The sequence below is a fragment of the Microbacterium sp. NPDC089698 genome (genome assembly GCF_044749045.1).
Classification (GTDB): domain Bacteria; phylum Actinomycetota; class Actinomycetes; order Actinomycetales; family Microbacteriaceae; genus Microbacterium.
Genome location: NZ_JBIVHE010000002.1, coordinates 519,939 through 538,778 on the forward strand (window position 1 = coordinate 519,939; position 18,840 = coordinate 538,778).

21 protein-coding genes are annotated in these 18,840 nt (G+C 72.6%); 11 read left to right on the forward strand and 10 right to left on the reverse strand.

The window, feature by feature from the left end:
• Positions 1–83: 83 nt before the first annotated feature.
• The 3 genes from ACIPY5_RS09565 (at position 84) to ACIPY5_RS09575 (ending at position 2,414) form a co-directional block, all read left to right on the forward strand.
• Complete coding sequence (locus tag ACIPY5_RS09565) at positions 84–797, forward strand: MerR family transcriptional regulator (protein ID WP_400969690.1); 714 nt, start codon at positions 84–86, stop codon at positions 795–797.
• A gap of 97 nt (positions 798–894) precedes the next feature.
• Positions 895–1,281, forward strand: a complete 387-nt coding sequence (locus ACIPY5_RS09570) for a YciI family protein (protein ID WP_400969693.1) — start codon at positions 895–897, stop codon at positions 1,279–1,281.
• Positions 1,282–1,358: 77 nt separating this feature from the next.
• Positions 1,359–2,414: an RNA polymerase sigma factor gene (locus ACIPY5_RS09575; RefSeq protein WP_400969696.1), complete on the forward strand. Its 1,056-nt coding sequence runs from the start codon at positions 1,359–1,361 to the stop codon at positions 2,412–2,414.
• Positions 2,415–2,443: 29 nt separating this feature from the next.
• On the opposite strand, the gene ACIPY5_RS09580 is transcribed toward ACIPY5_RS09575, so the two are convergent.
• From ACIPY5_RS09580 to ACIPY5_RS09595, 4 genes are all read right to left on the reverse strand, one after another.
• Positions 2,444–3,430, reverse strand: a complete 987-nt coding sequence (locus tag ACIPY5_RS09580) for a DUF4328 domain-containing protein (protein ID WP_400969699.1) — start codon at positions 3,428–3,430, stop codon at positions 2,444–2,446.
• A gap of 73 nt (positions 3,431–3,503) precedes the next feature.
• On the reverse strand, positions 3,504–4,139 hold the full coding sequence (locus ACIPY5_RS09585) for a response regulator transcription factor (RefSeq protein ID WP_309357339.1): 636 nt from the start codon (positions 4,137–4,139) through the stop codon (positions 3,504–3,506).
• Entirely contained in the window at positions 4,136–5,245 is a 1,110-nt protein-coding gene (locus ACIPY5_RS09590) for a sensor histidine kinase (RefSeq protein ID WP_400969897.1), read from the reverse strand. Before ACIPY5_RS09590 ends, ACIPY5_RS09585 begins: the two co-directional genes overlap by 4 nt.
• Before the next feature lie 12 nt (positions 5,246–5,257).
• The gene (locus tag ACIPY5_RS09595) at positions 5,258–5,692 is read right to left on the reverse strand and encodes a hypothetical protein (RefSeq protein WP_400969702.1); all 435 of its coding nucleotides are present in this window, start codon (positions 5,690–5,692) and stop codon (positions 5,258–5,260) included.
• A gap of 191 nt (positions 5,693–5,883) precedes the next feature.
• On the opposite strand from ACIPY5_RS09595, the gene ACIPY5_RS09600 reads away from it, so the two are divergent.
• The 3 genes from ACIPY5_RS09600 to ACIPY5_RS09610 all read left to right on the forward strand — a co-directional run bounded on the left by ACIPY5_RS09600 (position 5,884) and on the right by ACIPY5_RS09610 (position 7,902).
• Positions 5,884–6,156, forward strand: coding sequence for an antitoxin MazE-like protein (locus ACIPY5_RS09600; RefSeq protein ID WP_400969705.1), 273 nt, complete (start codon positions 5,884–5,886; stop codon positions 6,154–6,156).
• The gene (locus ACIPY5_RS09605) at positions 6,153–6,479 is read left to right on the forward strand and encodes a type II toxin-antitoxin system PemK/MazF family toxin (protein WP_400969708.1); all 327 of its coding nucleotides are present in this window, start codon (positions 6,153–6,155) and stop codon (positions 6,477–6,479) included. Before ACIPY5_RS09600 ends, ACIPY5_RS09605 begins: the two co-directional genes overlap by 4 nt.
• Before the next feature lie 115 nt (positions 6,480–6,594).
• Complete coding sequence (locus ACIPY5_RS09610) at positions 6,595–7,902, forward strand: LPXTG cell wall anchor domain-containing protein (RefSeq protein ID WP_400969711.1); 1,308 nt, start codon at positions 6,595–6,597, stop codon at positions 7,900–7,902.
• A gap of 13 nt (positions 7,903–7,915) precedes the next feature.
• Here the strand turns inward: ACIPY5_RS09610 and ACIPY5_RS09615 are convergent, their stop codons facing one another.
• Positions 7,916–8,137, reverse strand: a complete 222-nt coding sequence (locus ACIPY5_RS09615) for an RNA-binding S4 domain-containing protein (protein ID WP_400969714.1) — start codon at positions 8,135–8,137, stop codon at positions 7,916–7,918.
• Positions 8,125–8,532: a cupin domain-containing protein gene (locus ACIPY5_RS09620; protein WP_309357347.1), complete on the reverse strand. Its 408-nt coding sequence runs from the start codon at positions 8,530–8,532 to the stop codon at positions 8,125–8,127. Before ACIPY5_RS09620 ends, ACIPY5_RS09615 begins: the two co-directional genes overlap by 13 nt.
• Positions 8,533–8,673: 141 nt before the next feature.
• Here ACIPY5_RS09620 and ACIPY5_RS09625 point away from each other — a divergent pair, with 141 nt between their 5' ends.
• Complete coding sequence (locus tag ACIPY5_RS09625; RefSeq protein ID WP_400969718.1) at positions 8,674–9,192, forward strand: hypothetical protein; 519 nt, start codon at positions 8,674–8,676, stop codon at positions 9,190–9,192.
• Positions 9,189–10,055 carry an alpha/beta fold hydrolase gene (locus ACIPY5_RS09630; RefSeq protein WP_400969721.1) on the forward strand — a complete coding sequence of 289 codons (867 nt, stop codon included), beginning with the start codon at positions 9,189–9,191 and terminating at the stop codon, positions 10,053–10,055. The genes ACIPY5_RS09625 and ACIPY5_RS09630 overlap by 4 nt, the downstream gene beginning before the upstream one ends.
• A 150-nt stretch (positions 10,056–10,205) precedes the next feature.
• On the opposite strand, the gene ACIPY5_RS09635 is transcribed toward ACIPY5_RS09630, so the two are convergent.
• Positions 10,206–11,519 carry a serine hydrolase domain-containing protein gene (locus tag ACIPY5_RS09635; protein WP_400969724.1) on the reverse strand — a complete coding sequence of 438 codons (1,314 nt, stop codon included), beginning with the start codon at positions 11,517–11,519 and terminating at the stop codon, positions 10,206–10,208.
• Between the two features lie 442 nt (positions 11,520–11,961).
• Here ACIPY5_RS09635 and ACIPY5_RS09640 point away from each other — a divergent pair, with 442 nt between their 5' ends.
• Entirely contained in the window at positions 11,962–13,317 is a 1,356-nt protein-coding gene (locus ACIPY5_RS09640; protein WP_400969727.1) for a serine hydrolase domain-containing protein, read from the forward strand.
• Positions 13,318–13,443: 126 nt separating this feature from the next.
• Here the strand turns inward: ACIPY5_RS09640 and ACIPY5_RS09645 are convergent, their stop codons facing one another.
• Positions 13,444–14,109: a response regulator gene (locus tag ACIPY5_RS09645; protein WP_400969729.1), complete on the reverse strand. Its 666-nt coding sequence runs from the start codon at positions 14,107–14,109 to the stop codon at positions 13,444–13,446.
• Entirely contained in the window at positions 14,100–15,845 is a 1,746-nt protein-coding gene (locus tag ACIPY5_RS09650) for a sensor histidine kinase (RefSeq protein WP_400969732.1), read from the reverse strand. Before ACIPY5_RS09650 ends, ACIPY5_RS09645 begins: the two co-directional genes overlap by 10 nt.
• A 794-nt stretch (positions 15,846–16,639) precedes the next feature.
• Between ACIPY5_RS09650 and ACIPY5_RS09655 the strand changes: the two genes are divergently transcribed.
• Together ACIPY5_RS09655 and ACIPY5_RS09660 are read left to right on the forward strand one after the other, a co-directional pair.
• Entirely contained in the window at positions 16,640–16,828 is a 189-nt protein-coding gene (locus ACIPY5_RS09655; RefSeq protein ID WP_400969735.1) for a hypothetical protein, read from the forward strand.
• On the forward strand, positions 16,825–17,406 hold the full coding sequence (locus ACIPY5_RS09660; protein WP_400969738.1) for a carboxymuconolactone decarboxylase family protein: 582 nt from the start codon (positions 16,825–16,827) through the stop codon (positions 17,404–17,406). Before ACIPY5_RS09655 ends, ACIPY5_RS09660 begins: the two co-directional genes overlap by 4 nt.
• 385 nt (positions 17,407–17,791) lie before the next feature.
• Here ACIPY5_RS09660 and ACIPY5_RS09665 read toward each other — a convergent pair whose 3' ends face one another.
• Positions 17,792–18,763: a J domain-containing protein gene (locus ACIPY5_RS09665; RefSeq protein WP_400969741.1), complete on the reverse strand. Its 972-nt coding sequence runs from the start codon at positions 18,761–18,763 to the stop codon at positions 17,792–17,794.
• Positions 18,764–18,840: the final 77 nt, after the last annotated feature.

The window sequence follows — 18,840 nt, forward strand, 5'->3', positions numbered from 1 at the left end:
TCGTGAGGTTGACGTGCTTATGTGGACTCATGCACTCAGCGCTTCCGGAATCACCGGGGATCAGCGGTGCCAACCCTCCAGGGGTGTTCTCCACCGCGGAGGTCGGGCGGCTCGCCGGGTACTCGGTGCAGCAGGTGCGCGACCTCGAGCGCCTCGGGGTGCTCCCACCCGCGCCGCGTGCTGCCAACGGCTACCGCCGTTACGACGCGCGCCATGTGATCGCGGTCAGGGCCTATCGCGCCCTGGCCGCCGCGATCGGTCCGGTCGCGGCGAGGACCGTGCTGCCGGCGCTGGCGGCCGGACCGATCGACGACGCGGCCTCCCGCATCGACGAGCTGCACGCCGATCTCGCTCTTGAGCGGCGCAGGGTGCGCGAGGCGCTCCGCGGTCTCGACACCGTGCTGGCAGAGGTCGCGGAGGAGTTCGACGACCGCGATGTGATGACCATCGGCGAGCTCGCCCAGGCCCTGGGCGTGCGTGCATCCGCGCTCCGGCACTGGGAGCGCGAGGGACTCGTCCGCACGACCCGATCCGCGGGCTCCGGCGCCCGGAGCTTCGGTGCGCTCGCCGTGACCGAGGCGCGCATCACCGCAGCCCTCCGGGCCGGCGGGTACGGGATCCCGGCGATCCGCAGCATCCTCCAGGAGGTTCGCGCACACGGGGACCCCGGCGACGCGCAGCGGATCCTGCAGCAGCGACTCGCGGAGCTCACCCGCCGCAGCGTCGCCCTCCTGGAAGCGGCGGGCCCGTTGCACGATCTCCTCACGTCGACGCCGGCTGAGACGCGCGGGGAGTGATCCTCACCCTCCCGATCCGCGCCTCCGCGGAGGAGGATGTCGATCGGCGGATCCTTGGATCGTCACCATGATGTCGATACCTACGAAAGGACGGATCATGCGTTACACGCTTCTGCTGCAGTATCCCGAGATGAGCGCCGAGGACCTCGGCCCCGAGGCGCTCGCCGAGGGCATGCGCGCCTTCGATCTCTACGCCAAAGCCCTGGACGACGCCGGTGTCCTGCGCAGCGCCGACGTGCTGCACCCCTCCACGGCGACGACGACCGTGCGCGTGCGCGAGGGACAGCCTGTCGTCCAGGACGGGCCGTTCGCCGACACCAAGGAGCAGCTCGGCGGCAGCTTCGTGATCGAGGTGGACGACCTCGACGCCGCAATCGCCTGGGCGGCCCAGGCGCCGTCGGTCGCCTGGGGCGCGGTCGAGGTGCGCCCCGTGGCGACCCACTTCGCGGACGGCGCCTGGCAGGGCGCCTCCCCGGTCCAGTAGGCGCCCGTGCTGGCACTTTCGCCGACCATCGCGCTCGCGCGCCGGATCCGCCGGATCCGAGAATCCCGGGAGGCGGCGTGAGCGCGGCCGAGGAGGCGCGGGCCGCCGCCGAGCGCGCGGTCCGCGCCTCCTACGGCAGGCTCGTCGCGCTCCTCGCAGCGGGGAGCGGAGACCTCGCGCTCGCCGAGGACTGTCTCGCCGACGCCCTCGAACGCGCCCTGCGCACCTGGCCCGATGCCGGCGTGCCGGACAACCCGGAAGGATGGCTGCTCACCGTGGCCCGCAACAGACTGCGCGACGTGTGGGACTCGGCGGCGCGCCGCACGAGCGCCCCACTCGACGACGCTCTGGGCGACGCCGATCCCGGCAGGGACGTGGCCGCCCTCGTCGAACGGGGAGACGCGATCCCGGACCGCCGCCTGGAGCTGCTGTTCGCGTGCGCGCACCCCGCGATCGATCAGGGCATCCGCACGCCGCTCATGCTGCAGGCCGTGCTCGGCTTCGATGCCGCCCAGGTCGCGCGGGCGTTCGACGTCGAGCCCGCGGCCATGGCGCAGCGCCTCGTGCGGGCCAAGCGGAAGATCCGCGACGCCGGGATCCCGTTCGCCCTCCCCGTGCGCGCCGACATGCCCGCTCGCACCACCGCGGTGCTCGAAGCGATCTACGGCGCCTACGCCCTGGACTGGCTGGACCGGCACGACGACGTGCGCACGTCGCTCGCCGACGAGGCGCGCTGGCTCGCCGTCCTCACCGCGACCCTGCTCGACACGGATCCCGAGGCGTGGGGGCTCGCGGCGCTGCTCACGCTCGCGCAGTCCCGTGCGCCCGCGCGCCTCGGCGATCGCTGGCCCGCGCTCGACGAGCAGGATCCGGCGCTGTGGGACCGTGAGCTCATCGCGGAGGGCGAGGCGCTGCTGCATCGCGCGGCGCGGCTCAGCGGCGTCGCCGGGGGCGGTGAGCCCGGGCGGTTCCAGCTCGAGGCGGCGATCCAGTCCGTGCACTGCGACCGGGCCCGCACCGGGATGACGGACCGGGCGGCGCTGCTGCGGCTCTACCGCGGACTCGTGCGGATCGTGCCGACCCGCGGCGCGAGGGAGGCGCTCGCGGCCGTCGAGGGGCGAGACGAGGACTAGGCGCGGCCGGCCGGGGAGATGCGGCCCGATCAGCGTCGCTTCGGGTCGATGGCGTCGGTGATGCGCGCGACGATGATCCAGGCGAACACCGCCGCCGCGATCACGAGCAGTTCGCCCAGCATGGAACCGGCCAGGGCGCCGGTCAGCCCTGGGATCGACCTCGCCGAGGATGCGGCCTGAGTCGCGAACGTGCTCACCAGATTCGACGCGAGCCACAGCGTCCACCAGGTGCCTCTCACCCCGCCGCTCAGCTCGGCGCGAGAGCTGCGTGCGAGATCGGAGACGTTCTGGAACGGGAAGAACAGCGACACGACCGGGATGAACCACGACCCGACGTGCCAACCCGGACTGCGCCGCAGACCACTCCGCGGAACGGACGCGGCGGCGCGGTACTGCCAGACGACCCAGCAGATGCCGGCCGCGAGGAGCACGCCGACGGAGAACAGGCTGAGCGCCACGGAGACCCGGTCATAGGCGTTGAGCGCCTCGGCACCGACCGATCCGCTGTTGTAGGCGTCGAGCGTCATGATGCCCCACCCGTCGATGAGGACGGTCACCAGCGACAGGGCCGCGTAGACCGCGATCAGGATGCGGGTCGCCGTTCCGATGCCGCGCAGCGGACGGAGGGCGGTCGGCGCCGACATCCAGACGCCTGGTTGCATCGCCGGGGCGCCGGGAGACCCGGGCTGAGCGGCCGGGTACGTCGGGGCAGTGGGGTAGGTCGGGGCGCCCGGATAGGTCGGGGCGACCGAGTACGGGGTCTGCATGCCCGAGGGCGTTCCCGGGGCGCCCGGATAGGTCGGCTGGGAAGCGGGGGAGGTCGGCTGGGCGGCGGGGGAGGTCGGCGCGGCCGGGTACGCGGGGGCGGCGGGCTGCGCGCCGTGGCGCTCTCCCGGCGCGGCCGGGGGCGCGTATCCGCCGGCGCCGTAGGCAGGCGATGGCGGCGGTGGTGGGAAGGCAGGAGCGCCGTAGGGAGGCTCCGGCTGCGGGGCGGCAGGAGGCTGGGGTTCGCTCATGGGAGTCCTCGTGTTCGACGGCGATCGAGATCTTGCCGAACGCTATCAGTCGGCGGCCGACCCGGGGAGGCTGTCAGCGCGTCGTGTCGAGGAGGCCCCGTCGGAAGCCTTCGGCGACCGCCGACGCCCGGTCGCCGACGCCGAGCTTCGCGTAGATGCTCAGCAGGTGCGTCTTGACCGTGCCCTCGCTCACGTGCAGGCGGTCGCCGGCCGCGCGATTGGTCGCGCCATCGGCGATGAGGCCCAGGATCTCGAGCTCCCGCGGCGTGAGCAGGCTCGCCTCGGGGGTGCGCACGCGCCCGACCAGGCGCGACGCCACGTCGGGAGAGAGCACCGTCTTGCCCGCGGCAGCCCCGCGGATCGCGGCCAGGAGCTCATCGCGCGAGGCGTCCTTGAGCAGATACCCGGTCGCCCCGGCCGCGATGGCGGGCAGCACGTCGGCGTCGGCGTCGAACGTCGTCAGCACCACCACCCGGCTGGGGATGCCGCGGCGCGCGAACTCGCGCAGGGCCGCGACGCCGTCCATCCGGGGCATCCGCAGATCCATGAGCACCACATCGGGCGCGAGCACCTCGGCCAGCGCGATCGCCTCGGCGCCGTCCGAGGCCTCGCCGACGACCTCGATGTCCTCCGCGGATCCGACCATGCCGACGATGCCGTCCCGCACGACCGGATGATCGTCGACGACGAGCAGGGTCAGCGCGCTCATGCCGGCACCTCCGCCCGCACCACGGTGCCGCGCCCGGGGCGGGCCTCGACGGTGAGGATGCCGGCGGACGATTCCAGCCGCTCGCGCATCGCGATGAGTCCGTAGCCGCCGGATCCCGCCGCGGCGTTCTGCAGGCGCTCGACGGCATCGAAGCCGCGGCCATCGTCCCGCACCTCGAGGCGCACGCCGGCGGGATCCGTCCGCAGAGCGATCGTCACCCGGTGCGCCGCGGCGTGCTTCTCCACGTTCGTCAGCGCCTCCTGCGCCATGCGCAGCAGGGCGACCTCGGTCTCGGTCGGCAGCGGGCGCGCGGTGCCGGTCACCGTGACCGCGGACGGGACGCCGGTGCGCGCCGACCACGAGCGCGCGACGCCGGAGAGGGCGTCGGCGAGCGAGGTCTGCTCGAGCGCGGTGGGGCGCAGGGCCTGCACCGATCGGCGCGCCTCGGCGAGCCCTTCGCGGGCCAGGCCGAGAGCGGACTCGGTGTGACGGCGGCGGATCGCCTCGTCGGAGGCCTGCTCGGCCGCCTGCAGCTGCGTGATGATGCCGGTGAAGCCCTGGGCGAGCGTGTCGTGGATCTCCCGGGCGAGGCGGGCGCGCTCATCCTGCACGGCGGTGCGGTGCAGGGTCTGCTCGGCGCGATGCAGGCCGAAGGACAGCCCGCACATCACGACGACGTTCAGCAGGATCACCGCGATCGTCCCCGCGACGCCGGCCGGATCCCCGCGGAACCCGGAGCTCTGCGCGAGGCCCGCGACGACGGCGGTCCCCGCGACCGGGAGCAGTTCCCACGGCCAGTCGACGAGCGAGTACGCGAACGAGAACGTCGCGATCGCGAGGAACCCGAACGTGCCCTCGCGGAGTACGAGCAGGAGGTTGAGCGCGATCGCCCCGGTCAGGAACACCGCGATCGCGGCGGGTCGATCGCGCCAGCGGAACGGCAGGGTGCGCATCACCAGGACCCACAGTCCGTAGGTCGCGCAGAGTGCCAGCGTCGGCCCCAGCCGGGACCACTGCCCCCACTGCACGGGCACCACGAAGGCGACGAGCAGCCCCAGCACGACGTACGGGGCGATCGCGAGCACGCTCCGCCAGCGCGAGTCCATCACGGCCCGACCCTACGCCGTCTTCGGGAAATGAGCGCTCATGCGGGGCAGGTTCACCAGGATCGCGACCGGCAGCAGGAGCAGTCCGCAGACCGCCTGCTCGAGCCGCACCCAGTCGGGGAGGAAGCCCGGGATGGAGACGATCACGACGACGGCCGTGACGATGATCGGGCTCACGATCCGCAGACGCACCCAGGCGCCGCGGGATCCGCGGGCGGCGGAGATCGCGATCGCCAGCACGACGATCGCGCTCGCCAGCACGAGCGAGCAGCGGATCCAGATCGCGGTGTCGAAGCCGATCCCTGCGGCGCTCGCGACGCCGAGGTAGGCGATCATGGCGGCGCTGACGGCGACGAAGGCCGCGCTGAGGAGGAGGACGGGGCGGAAGGCCGCGCGGCGGGTGGTCTCGAGGACGCGGCCGGCGGTGTGGGGGAGTGTCTTGTTCATGTCTCCAGCGTCCTCAGGCGCGGGATCGCGGGGATCCACCGATCGGCCAGGGTCGCGCACCGATCGGTCGGGGCTCCGTGGGCGCGGACTCAGAGAACGGTTCGGTCCGCACAGATCGCGTCGCCCGTCCGTTGCACACCGATCGCGTGAATCGCGGCCCCGGGAAGGCCCCGCCCGCCGACCATGGGGTCATGGCAGAGCGCATTCGATCGAAGTCGACGTTGTACCGCTCATCGTTACATGTAACGATGAGCGGTATGGGCGTCAACGATCGGGTAGGTGAGTATCGGCGACGCATGCGCGAGCGCGGCTTCCGTCCGATCCAGGTCTGGGTGCCCGACGTCCGGAACGCCTCGTTCGCCGGGGAGGCGCAGCGCCAGGCCGCGCTGATCGCGGGCGCGGCATCTGCGACCGAGGATCAGGCCTTCGTCGAGGCCGTGTCGGTCGAGTGGGATGACGAGTGATCCGCGGCGAGCTGTGGACGGTCGCCGGAGGCGTGTACGCGTCGAAACCCCGGCCGGCGCTGATCATCCAGGATGACCTGTTCGCCGGCACAGAATCGGTGACCGTGCTGCCGCTGACCGGCGCCTTGATCGATGCGCCGTTGCTGAGGGTCCGTGTCGGCCCCGGGGAACTCTCCGGGCTGACCAAGGAGAGCGACATCATGATCGACAAGGCCACCACCGTTCGTCGCCAGAACGTCGACGCTCGGATCGGGCGGCTGTCCGCGGACCAGATGACTCAGGTCGAGCGGCTGCTCATGGTGTTCTTCGGAATGGCGCGCTGAGCCCGTACACCCGCGAGGCTGAGGCCGTGCACACGCGAGGAGGGGCTAATAGTCTGCTCTCAGCTCATCCGCGAGGCTCCGCCCCGACCGAGCATCTCGACGAAAGGGACGCGCCATGACGAGCGATGAGGATCCGGCGGCGCGCATCGCGCGGCTCGAGACGGAGAACGAGGCGTTGCGCAGCAGTGCGGAACGGCGATCCGGGGCGTGGTGGCGCAGCGCGGGCTCGGCGATCCTGATCGTGCTCGGCCTCGTCCTCGGATCCGTCAGCGCCGTCACCGGCTACGTCAACGCGCTGCTCACCGACACGGACCAGTTCGTCGCGACCTTCGCCCCTCTCGCCGCGGATCCCGCGGTGCAGACGGTCCTGGTGAACGCGACCAACGAGGTGATCGACCGGCAGGTCGACATCCCCGCCCTCACGGGAGACGTCTTCGACGGCCTGCGCGCCCTGGACATGCCGCCCAAGGCCTCGGCGGCGCTGGGCCTGCTGGAGGCCCCCGTCGCCCAGGGTGCGCAGAATCTCGTGCACGGCATGGTCCAGAACGTGATCGTCTCGCCCGCGTTCGCCGAGGTGTGGAAGCAGGCGCTGAGCGTCTCGCACACGCAGGCGCTCGCCGTGCTGCGAGGCGCCCCCGACGCCGCGCTCGCCGCAGGGTCGGACGGGGCGCTGCGGCTGCAGCTGGGTCCCATCCTCGACGGCGTCCGCACCCGCCTGCTCGCCGAGGGCGTAACGTTCGCCCAGGCCATCCCGACGACGGACCAGACGATCGTGCTCGTCCACAACGCGTCACTGGGCAAGGCCGTGACCGTGTACGGCCTCGTGGTGACGGTGTCGACGTGGCTGCCGTGGATCGCACTGGCACTGCTGCTCGCGGGAGTGCTGGTGGCGCGGCGTCGTCGGCGCACGGTCCTGGCCGCCGGCATCGCCGCGACCGTGATCATGGTGCTCATGCTGGCGGCGGTCGCCCTCGGGCGCGCGGTCGGGGTCGGCGCGCTCGCGTCCGGCGGATCCGTCATCACGCCCGCAGCCGCCGGATCCGTGTTCGACCAGATCACGGCGCCGCTCACGCAGCGCATCCTCGCGCTCGGTCTGCTCGCCCTCGTGGTGGCCCTCGTCGCGTGGGTGATCGGCTCGTCCCGGTCGGCTCTGGCAGTCCGCCGCGCCGGAGGTCGCGTCGCCGGCGCCGTGCGCCCCGGATCCTCCCGCACGTCGGACGACGGCGCACCGACCGCGGCAGCCCGCCTCGGCGGCTGGATCGACCGCTCGCACCGGTGGATCCTCGTCCTGGTCGCGCTGGTCGCCGCGGCCGTCGTGCTGCTCGTGCACCCGCTCACGGCCTGGCTCGTGCTGTGGGTGCTGCTGGGCGCGGTGCTCGTCCTCGTCGCGGTGGAGTTGCTGCGCCGGCCCGCGCGGGCCTGACGCGCGTCGGCCGTCAGGGGCGGACGCGCACCGTACGACCGTCGTACGTCACGAGGTCGCCGTCGACGAGCTGCCGGCCGCGGCGGCGGTCCACCTCGCAGTTCACCTGCACGTATCCGTCGATGATCGCCTCCTTGGCGTCCCCGCCGGAGTCGAGCAGTCCGGCGAACTTCAGGAACTGTCCGAGCCGGATGCTCTCGCCGCCGATGGAGACGTCGTCGTTCACACCGCCCACGGGAACGTGCGCTCCTTGTCGAGCTCGCCGTCGCGCCCGATCGCGGTGAGGCTGTCGCCGCCCCCGCGCAGGCACAGCCACTTCAGCGGTCGGTCGGCATCGACCGCGCTGTGCACGGCCCGCCAGGTCTCGGGTGCGACGCGCACCACGGTGCCCGCCTGCACGTCGACCACCTCGTCGTCGAGAGCCATCTGACCGTGGCCCTCGAGGAAGACGTAGAGCTCCTCGAACCGGTCGTGCCGGTGCCAGAACGGTGAGCCGGAGCCCGGATCCGTCGCGTTCGCCGACATTCCGAGGTATCGTGCCGACTCCCCGTCGACGAACCTCTTCCCTGTCCCCTCCGCGACACCCCAGGTGTCGATGGCACCGATCTCGCTCACGTCATAGCCGCTCATGCCGCCACGCTATCCCAGGGCAGCGACGCCGCGGCTGATCCGCACCGAATGCAGGACCTCGCCCCGTCTGCAGACATGGCGAGAGCACGAGATGACACAAAAACCTGTCATTTCCGATGAGTCAGGCGTAGCATCCATCGCATGACCACTCTCGAGGATCGCCTGGCCTATGCGGAGCGGGTCGGCGCCGTCTGGGCCGCGCGCTATCGCGTCGCCCCCGTGACCGGCCGGATCGCGGGCTATCTGTACGTGTGCGAGCCCTCGGCGCAGACCATCGAGGAGCTCGCGACCGCGCTGCAGGCGAGTCGCACGGCGATCGTCGGCGGCGTGCAGACGCTCGAATCCCGCGGTCTCGTGCGGCGCACGCGCACCGCGGGGGAGCGGGCCGACCGGGTGCGCATCGTGTTCGACGAGGCGCGCGGATTCGACCCCGCCCCCTACCGGGAAGCGGCGGACATCGCCGCCGCCGGACTCGCGCTGCTCGGCGAGGACAGCGCCGACCAGCGCGCGCTGCTCGAGCGCACGGCCACGCTCAACGCGTACCTCGCGGAGCGGCTGCCGCAGGTGCTGGCCGAATGGCAGGCGCTCCAGGAGCCCCAGGGCAAGACCGCCGCGCATGCCGCCCAGGATGCGCAGGCGATGAAGGAGGGCCCGCGATGACCGCCGTACCGCGCACGATCGCGCTGAGCGACGGGCGGACCCTCGCCTGGTACGAGCTCGGCGACGCGACGGGCCGTCCGTGCCTGTTCCTGCCGGGGTCGTCGAGTTCGGGTCTCGCCGGGGCGCCGCTGCACGAGGCGGCGATCCGCGCCGGGATCCGCCTGATCTCCCTCGACCGTCCGGGGCTCGGGCATTCGGACCGGGGTCCGGTCCGGGCGCTCGAGGACTGGCCGGCGGACGTCGTGGAGCTGCTCGACGCCCTCGGGGTCAGTCGCGCCGGCGTGCTCGGCCACTCGGCGGGCGGGGCGTTCGCGCTCGCCCTCGCGCGGGGCGTCCCGGAGCGCGTGTCTGCCACGGTCGTCTGCGCCGGATCCGGACCCTACGACGAGGCGTGGTACCGCGAGGCGGCCGCGCAGTCTGCGACGTCGCGCGTGTTCTACGGGCTCGCGCGGCACGCGCCGCGGCTGTTCGGCGCGCTGCTGCAGTCGAGCACGGCGCGCACGCCGCCCGCGATCGACCGCACCCTTGCGCTGATCTCCCGAGGCACTTCGCCGGATGCGGAGTTCGCGCGCACGCACCCCGACGACACGAGGCCCGCCCTCGAGGCCGTGGCGGACGGATTCCGGCAGGGATCCGGCGGTCCGACCGACGACGCCCGGCTCGTCTGCCTGCCGTGGGGGTTCCGCGTGGAGGACGTGGCGGCGCCGGTCGTGTGGTGGCACGGCGAGCAGGACGGCAACGTGAAGCCCTCCTCCGGGCAGGCCATGGTCGCCCGGCTCCCGCAGGTGACGGCGCACTTCGTCCCCGGCGGGCATGCCGTGCTGTTCGCGGATCCGGATCCGATCCTCGCCGCGTTCGCGTAACACCCGCGACCAGCAGGTCGACGCCCCCTCGCAGCATCCACGCCCCCCTGTGGTGGCGTCTATGCGAGGGGGCGCCGACGCTCAGAGGGGGCGTCGACGCATCCCGCTCCGCGAGCCCGGTGAGCCCGGCGAACCCGGCGAGGCGGCTGCCTACTTCTTCTGCGGGGCGAACGGGGTGCCGAGCTCCTGCGCGAGGGATTGGAAGATCCGGGTCGCGGGAGAGCTGCAGGGCAGATCCGTCGGGTTGTCGGTCAGTGTCCTGGCACCGCTCGGGCAGTCGCCGGAGGGGATGTCGCTGTTGACCATCGTGATGATCGTGGTGTCGTCCTTCGTGCTGTAGAACATCGAGGTGTTGTAGCCGGGGAGCTCCCCGGTGTGGCCGACCCAGCCGTTCTGGCAGCCCCAGCCGATGCCGTAGCCGCCGTTCCCGGGTCCGTTGAACTCGCGGAACGACGTGAGCCGCTCGATCTGGTCCTTCGCCGGCACGAGACCCGCACCCGTCGCCTCCGCGCGTCCGAACGTCAGCAGGTCCTGAGCGCTCGAGATCAGCTCACCGGCCGTCCAGCCCCAGGAGGGGTTCCAGTTCGTCGTGTTCGCCGGATTCTCCGGGGAGCCGTGCCCGCCCTGCAGGGTGAACCCCTGCGCGTGCGGATCCGGGAACGCGGCGGATCCGGCCGGGAAGATCGTGTGCGTGAGGCCGAGCGGGGTGAGGATCTTCTCCGTCAGCACGTCCTGGTAGCTCTTGCCCGTCACCTTCTCGATCACGAAGCCCAGCAGGATCGTGTTGGTGTTCGAGTAGTCGAAGGCGGTCCCGGGCGCGAAGTCCTGCGGCTTCAGGCTCAGCCCGGCCTTGAGCAGCTCCTCCGGCTTCCATACCCGGTCGGGCTCGGAGAAGAAGATCTTCTGCCAGGCCTCGTCCTTCGTGTAGCTCGTCACAGAGCTGCTCATGTCCGCGAGCATGCGGATCGTGACCTCGTCGCCGCGCGGCACGCCGTCGACGTACCTGGAGATGGGGTCGTCGAGGCTCAGCTTGCCCTCGGCGGCGAGCTGCAGCGTCAGCGTGCCGGTGAAGGGCTTCGTGATGGATCCGACCCGCTGGTAGATGTCGGTCGTCATCGGGGCGCCGGTGGAAGGATCCGCCACGCCGTAGGCCTTGAGGAACAGTCCCTTCGGCGATTGCACGGCCACGACCGCGCCCTTCGCCGAGGTCTGCGCGAAGGCGGCCTGCGCGGTCTTGTCGATCGTCGCGGTCAGATCGCCGGGGAGCGGGGTCGTCGGCAGGTCGGTGGTGCGCGTCACGACGGCGGCGGGGTCGGCGACGCAGGTCGACACCGCGGGCACCGTCGACGAGGGTGTGCCGGCGCCCGTCGCCGTGGGGCCGGTCGAGGGCTGCGCCGAGCAGCCGGCGAGCACGAGCAGGGCGGCCGCGAGCGCGATCGGCCTTGCGAGACGAGCGGTGACCATGGCGGAGCTCCTTCCGGCGATCGGTCCTCTCCCACAGGAGACTCTGACACCCGCGGCGTCCGCGAGGAATAGACGTAGGCCCATTCCGGTGCGCGCCCGGTCCCGGGAGACTGGGGTTCGCATGGGGATGCTCGAGGGGGATCGGGGGTCGGAGCCGCGCATGCGGTGTTCCTGCGTGTGCGACGAGGAGGCTCACGATGATGGCGGCGACCGGAGTGCGGCGGGGCGCGGCGGCGGCCGCCCTCCTGGCGAACGGAATGATCGCATCGGGATGTGCGAGCGGCGGCGCTTCGGGAGCCGTCGCGCCTCCGTCCGCATCCGCGGGCAGCGCTGCACCGGGCAGCGCGACCACGGCGCCCGCGCCCTGCGTGCGCTGCCGACGGGCGCCCGCCCGCGGCCACGATCGCCACGTCGCTCCTGAAGAGCATCTACGGAGGTTGAGATGATGTCGTCCCCCCGCCGCGCCCCGCGCAGCCCCCGCCGCGCCCCGCGCAGCCCCCACACCCCGCGCGACCTGCGCCGGATCCTGGCACTCGCCGCCGTCGCCGGAGCGCTCGTCCTGGCCGGGTGCTCCGGTCCTTCCGGCGCGTCATCGGGCACGCCCTCGCCGTCCGCGTCCGCGGCGAGCACGGCGGCGGCCGCCTGCGTCGCCGATCCGGCCAAGACGATCGCCGCGAAGCCCGGCGCGAAGACGATGTCGGCGCTGTCCGCTCAGACGGTCGCCTCGCTCGACGCGGCGGCCGCCAAGGCGTTCGCCCTGGGTGCCTCACCGGGCGCGATCGTCGGCGTGCGGACACCGGAGGGCACCTGGACGAAGGCCTACGGATCCGCGGATCCGGCCGCCGGCACGCCCATGCAGGTGGGCATGCACACCCGGATCGCGTCGCTCACGAAGATGTACACCGCGACGATCGTCCTTCAGCTCGCGCACGAGGGCGCGCTGAAGCTCACCGACACCATCGCGAAGTACGTGGACGGCATCCCGAACGGCGACAGGATCACGCTCACCCAGCTGGCCGACATGACCAGCGGCGTCGCGAGCTACACCATGAACGAGAAGCTCCTGCAGAAGTACTTCGCGGATCCGACCGCGGTCTACACGCCGGAGGAGGTCATCGAGGCGGGTGCCGCCGTCTCGCCCCTGTTCCCGCCGGGGGAGAGCTTCGCGTACTCGAACACGAACACGGTGCTGCTGGGGAAGGTGATCGAGAAGGTGACCGGCAAGGACATCGGCGCGGTCATGCAGCAGCGGATCTTCGACCCGCTGCACCTCACGAACACGTCGTGGCCCGGCACTTCGGCCGCGCTGCCGGAGCCCTATGCGCACGGATACACGCTGAACGGCAACACCGCGACCCCCGATGCGCCGGCCGACTCCACGGACTGGAACCCGTCGTGGAGCTTCACCGCCGGCGAGATCATCTCCGACATCGACGATCTGCTGACGATGGGCCGTGCCCTCGGCACCGGCCAGGGGCTCGTGGACGCGAAGACGCAGAACCTGCGGCTGACGTCCTTCTCGCCGATCGGCTACGGCTTCGGGCTGAGCTGCTCCCAGGGCTGGGTCGGACACACCGGCGACCTCTCCGGCTACAACACCTCGCTCTTCTACGACACGGCGACCGACACCACAGTCGCCGTGCAGACCAACAGCGACATCGCCTCGGGCGGCTGCACGACCTCGCCGACGCTCACCGACGATCCGGGCGACGCCATCTGCCAGACCCCGGCGGTGCGGCTCCTGGTCGCCCTCACCACCGAGCTCGGCACAGCGTACGCGCCGCCGCCGCGGTCGTAGGCGTCGGCTCCGGTCAGCGCAACCGCCCGCCGGGGTCGTTGAGCGAGCGCAGCGCCCGCCCGGGGTCGTTGAGCGAGCGCAGCGAGACGAAACGCGGCGCTCCCTCGAAGCGGGGGGCGGATCCCGCTAGCGGTACTCCTCCGCGACGGAGGCCAGGAAGCGCAGGACCGCGAGCACCCGGCGGTGGTCCTCGCCGTCGACCGGCAGGCCGAGGGCGGTGTAGATGTGCGAGGTGTGCTGCACGACCGCCTTCTCGGAGAGGAACAGCTCGGTCGCGATCCGCGCATTGCTGCGCCCCTCCGCCATGAGCGAGAGCACCTCGAGCTGGCGCGGGGTGAGGGATCCGACCGCGCCGCTCGCGCGGCTCGCGCGGGTGACCAACACGGCGACGACCTCGGGATCCAGTGCCGTGCCCCCGGCGGCGACGCGCCGGAGGTCGGCGGTGAACGTCGTGACGTCGGCGATGCGCTGCTTGAGCAGATAACCGAAGCCGCCGCCGTTCTGATCGAGCAGCTCGGTCGCGTAGCGGCGCTGCACGTACTGCGAGAGCACGACGACCGGGATCCCGGGATGCGTCTCGCGGATCCGGAGGGCGGCGATGAGCCCTTCGTCGGAGTGGGTCGGCGGCATCCGGATGTCGGTGATCACGAGATCCGGTTCGAGCAGATCCACCTGCTCGAGCAGCGCTGCGGCGTCGCCCACCGCGGCCACGACCTCGAAGCCGTCCTGCGCGAGCAGGTGGCGCAGCCCCTCGCGCAGCAGCACCTCGTCCTCGCCGATGATCACGCGCATGGCAGCTCCACCCTCACCTCGGTGCCGTGTCCCGGATCCGATCGCATCCGCAGGCTGCCGCCCAGGGCGTCGACGCGGTCGAGCAGACCGCGCAGGCCTGCGCCGCGCTCGACGCTCGCCCCGCCCACCCCGTTGTCGCGCACGACGATGTGCAGCCGGCCCGCGTCCGCATGCAGGGCGACGCGCACCCAGGATGCCTTCGAGTGCTTGACGGTGTTGGTCAGGGTCTCGGCGATGATGAAGTACGCGGTGTGGGCCGTCGTCGATGAGATCGCGGCATCCTCCACGTCGGTCTCAAGGGTCGCGGGGATCGCCAGCCGGTCGACGAGATCCTCCGCGGCGGCGGTCAGCCCGCGTTCGGTGAGGGTGACCGGCAGCACGTTGTGCACGAGACGGCGGAGGTCTGCGGCGGCCTCGTCGATGCCGTGCCGCAGTCGCGCCGAGGCCTCGCTGGTCTCCGAGCTCGCGTCCGGGGCGTTGGCGATGGTCTGCGCGGCGAGAGCCAGCAGGACGAGCTGCACCTGGATGCCGTCGTGCAGGTCCTGGGCGATGCGCGAGCGCTCCCGGTCGGCGGTCTCGACGAGGCGGATCCGCGACTGCGTGAGCGCGTCGTTGCTCGCGAGCAGCTCGGCGGTGAGCCGCTCGCGATCGATCGCGATCGCGAGGACGTCGCCCGCGCGTCGCACCGGCGCCGGATCGGCGGTCAGCCGGGTGTCGTAGACGATCGCGCCCACGAGCCGGGAGTCCACCCGGATCTCGCACCAGCCGCGGTCGGGTCCGCGCTGGGCGGGGTCGACCGGGCCGCCGGTCTCGTCGACGAATTCGTCGCGCTCGGCCGACCAGTAGACGACCCGCAGCGAGTCGTCGCCGAGCGTGCCGGCCAGGGCGCGGGCAACCGCGGGGCCGCCGGCGCCGGTGATGCCGAGCCAGGCGCTGAGCGGCTCGAGCGCTCCGGTGCGGCGGAACCCGCCGAGCAGCACCCCGAGCAGGAAGGCGACCGGGATCGCCGCGGAGACGATGAGCTGGGTCACCCCGCCGAGCGACGGATCCCACCCCAGCGCGCCGACGATCGTGGGGGCGAAGGCGAGCAGCAGAACGGCGACGATGCCGTAGCCGAACAGGGGCAGCAGCACGCGCCGGTGGCCGGGATCGGCGACCACGAGGCGGCGGGTGAGGACGATCGCGGTGAGCACCATCACGGTGATCCCCAGGGTCTTCTGCACGGCGGCGACCGCCGGGACCGCGCTCGGGGCGGTCGCGGAGAGGATGACGAGGGCGAGCTGGAGCACGGGGCAGGCCACCCAGCCCAGGACGACCGTGATCACCGACAGGCGTCCGCGCAGGCGCCCGGACGGGAAGGCGTGCAGCAGATGCATGGTCATCGCGAGCGGGCTCGTCGCGAAGATCGCGCTCAGCACCGAGAGCGCGTCGACGCCGAGGTTCACGAGCCCGGCGAGGAACAGCGCGATCCCGCCGATCACGAGCAGCAGGCCCGTGTTGTTGTGCGGGCGGCGCCACCAGGCGAGGAGGCCCGCGGCGACCCAGATCCAGAACACCCCGGCGAACAGCGCGACTACCCAGAGGGTGTCGGGGGTCCGCAACCCGATGCCGAGCTCGACCACGCCCAGCAGGACCGCGAACGCCGCGATCATGACGAGCGCGGCCGGCAGCGGGCGCTCCGAGCTGCGGCGCGGGCGCACGACGGAGGGCGGGTCGACGGTTCCCGGATCCGCCATCGCCTCTCCTCCTCGCCCCGCGCGACGTGCTGCTCCCGTGATTCTCCGCGGTGCGCGCTGCGCGGTCCTGGGTCCTCGGTCCTCGGTCCTCGTGGTTCTCCGGCCCTCGCGATGCCTGGTTCTCCGGCCCTCGTGATGCGTGGTCCTCGCGATGCGTGGTCCTCGCGGTGCGTGGTCCTCGCGGTGCGTGGTCCTTGCGGTGCGTGGCCCTCGCGGTGCGCACGACGTGCACACCCCATGATGTCGCGGCGCAGACGTGGTGACCATGGGCCTGGGTCCCGTGCCGCGGTGTTCGGCCGCGTGCGAGGCGCTCCGCTTTCGCTCGCTCCGCTCGCTTGCCTCGCTTGGGGGGCATGCGCCCCCTTCGCTTGCTGCGCGGGGTCCTGCCATGTCGACGCCCCCTCGCAGCGTCGACGCCCCCTCGCGGTGACGTTCGTACGAGGGGGTGTGGGTCGCGGGAGGGGGCGTCGGCGAGGCGGAGCGGATCCACGCCCCGCTCCGCTGACCCCCTGCTCCGCTGGTGCCCCGTCGGTCCGCTGGCATCCTTCTCCGTCGGCGCCCCCTCGCAGCGTCGACGCCCCCTCGCGGTGACGTTCGTACGTGGGGGCGCGGATCGCCGGAGGGGGCGTCGGCGCGCGGGCTGTCGCGGAACGCGCGGCGGAGTAGGTTCAGGGCATGGCCGCGGAGATGGAGCATCGGATCCTTGCGGAGGATCTGCGGGCCGCTGTGTCCGGCGGCGTCGACGCGCACGCGACGCTCGGCGCCATGAACATCGGGGCGGGCGTGACGCCGCGGTGGCAGCGCCGTACGCGGAGCTCGCGCGCACCGTCGGAGAGGCCTCGTACGGGGTGACCGACGAACAGGTCGCGGCCGCACGACGGCAGGCCGGATCCGATCGGGGAGCATTCGAGGTCGTGATGGCGGCGGGTGTCGGCGCGGCGCTGGGATGCCGCGATCCGGGCGATCGAGGAGGCGGCGGATGAGGCTCGCTGAGATCGAGCACGGCGACAGCGTGGCGCACCGCCTGCTGATCCGCGCGATCTCCCGCATGGCCGGCTACCGGCTGCCCGATGCGGCCAGGGTCGCGTTCTACGACCGCGGTTTCGCGGGGCCGGCGCTGGGCCGGTGGACCCAGAAGGCGATGCGCGGGCCGAGCACCTGGACCGTGTCGGAGCGCGAGCTGATGGCGGCGATGGTCGCGAGCTGGAACAGCTGTCCGTTCTGCGTGGGGGCCCACAGGGCGATCTCGGTGCGCGGCATGGACCCCGAGGTGGTCGACGCGGTGCTCGCGGACTTCCGCACGGCGCCGATCGACGAGCGGCTCCGCGCCGCCCTCGTCTTCCTGGAGCGGATGACGAAGGATCCGGACGAGCTCTCCGTGGCAGATGCCCGCGTGGCGCTCGGTGCCGGCGTCACTGCGGCCGAGCTCGAGGATGCGGCAGCCGTCGCCGCGGTCTTCGCGGTGATCACGCGCAACGCGAACGCTCTCGACTTCGAGATCCCGACCGCGGAGGAGTTCGATCGCGCCGCGGGGATGCTGCTGCGTCGCGGATACTCGTGAGCGCGGGGAGCGTGCTCGGCGCTCGCGAATTGCCACGTCTCGTTCCGCTGATGCCCCCTCGCAGCGTCCGCGCCCCCACGCAGTGACGGGTCTCAGAGGGGGCGTCGACGCCCAGAGGGGGCGCCGACGATGAGGAGCGGATCCACACCCTGATCCGCGGTTACGTTGCGCCGCGGGCACCGCCCTGCTCCGTTGAGGACCTGCTCCGCTCGCGCTTCGTCGCGCCGCCGGCATCCTTCTCCGCTGACGCCCCCTCGCAGTGTCCGCGCCTCCTCGCAGTTGCGTGCCTCAGAGGGGGCGTCGGTCGTGGGAGGGGGCGTCGACGCACTCGCAGCGCCAGCCCCGTCACAGCGCGCCAGCCCCGCGCCGGCGCCGCGCCTGGTGCTCAGGCGAAGCGGACGGACTGCTGGATCCGGGTGCGCACGTCGAACAGCTCGGTGCCGCCGATCGTCCGGGATCCGGGAACGCCGGACCGCAGCAGCGTGCGGAGAGTGCTCCGGCGCGCGACCACCACGGTCGTGCCGCGGATCGCGCCGAGGGGCGTCGTCGCCTGGGCCAGGTCGTCATCGGGGAGCACCAGGATCGCCCCGCCGAAACGCACCCGGGCGGCTCGCGCCACCGTGCGGACCTGCGTCACGAGCGCCGTGATCGGGGCGCGCGGGCCGGCGCCGGATCCGATGATCTCGCCGCCGCGGAAGCGCGCGATCTCGCCGAAGTCGGCCGACATCAGACCGTAGAGTCCGGACGGTCCGAGCACGATGTGGTCGAGCGTGTCGGGGGGCGCCGGAGCCGCGCTGCCGGCCGCCCCGCCCGCGCCACCCAGGCCGCCCGCGCTGCCCGGAGCGCCGGGCACCGCCACATCGTGCCAGGCGGTGAAGCCCATGCCCAGATCGGCGACCGAGCGGGCGGTGTCCTCCTCGGCGAGGGCGTTCGCGAGGATCCGGCGCAGCTCGCGGGGGATCGTGCGCACGAACGCGGGATCATACGGATCCGGCACCTCGGATCCCGCCCACGCGTTGACCTGCGCGACGTAGTGACGACGTCGGCTCGCGCCCGCCTCGCCGTAGGCCTTCGCGCGGGGTCGGGTATCGGTGCGCACGGCCGGAGCGCGCCAGCCGTCCCACGCGACCTCGTCTTCGGAGAATCCGTGCCCCCGGTCGTAGGCGGCGCGCAGCTCGGGCGTGCCGACGAGCTCCCAGGCGCGCTGCACCTGGACGAACACCGTCGTATCGCCGCCGGTATCGGGGTGCGTGCGGCGCAGCTGCAGTCGGTAGGCGCGGCGCAGCTCCTCGTCGCCGACGGTCGCGACGACGCCGAGCACCTCGTACGCGGAGGCGGAGAGCGGGCTGTCGAACATCGCCCTCCTCGGGTGGTCTGCAGCGGCGGAACGGCGGAATACAGGGTATCCGGTCGGATGTCGGTGGCCGCTCGTAG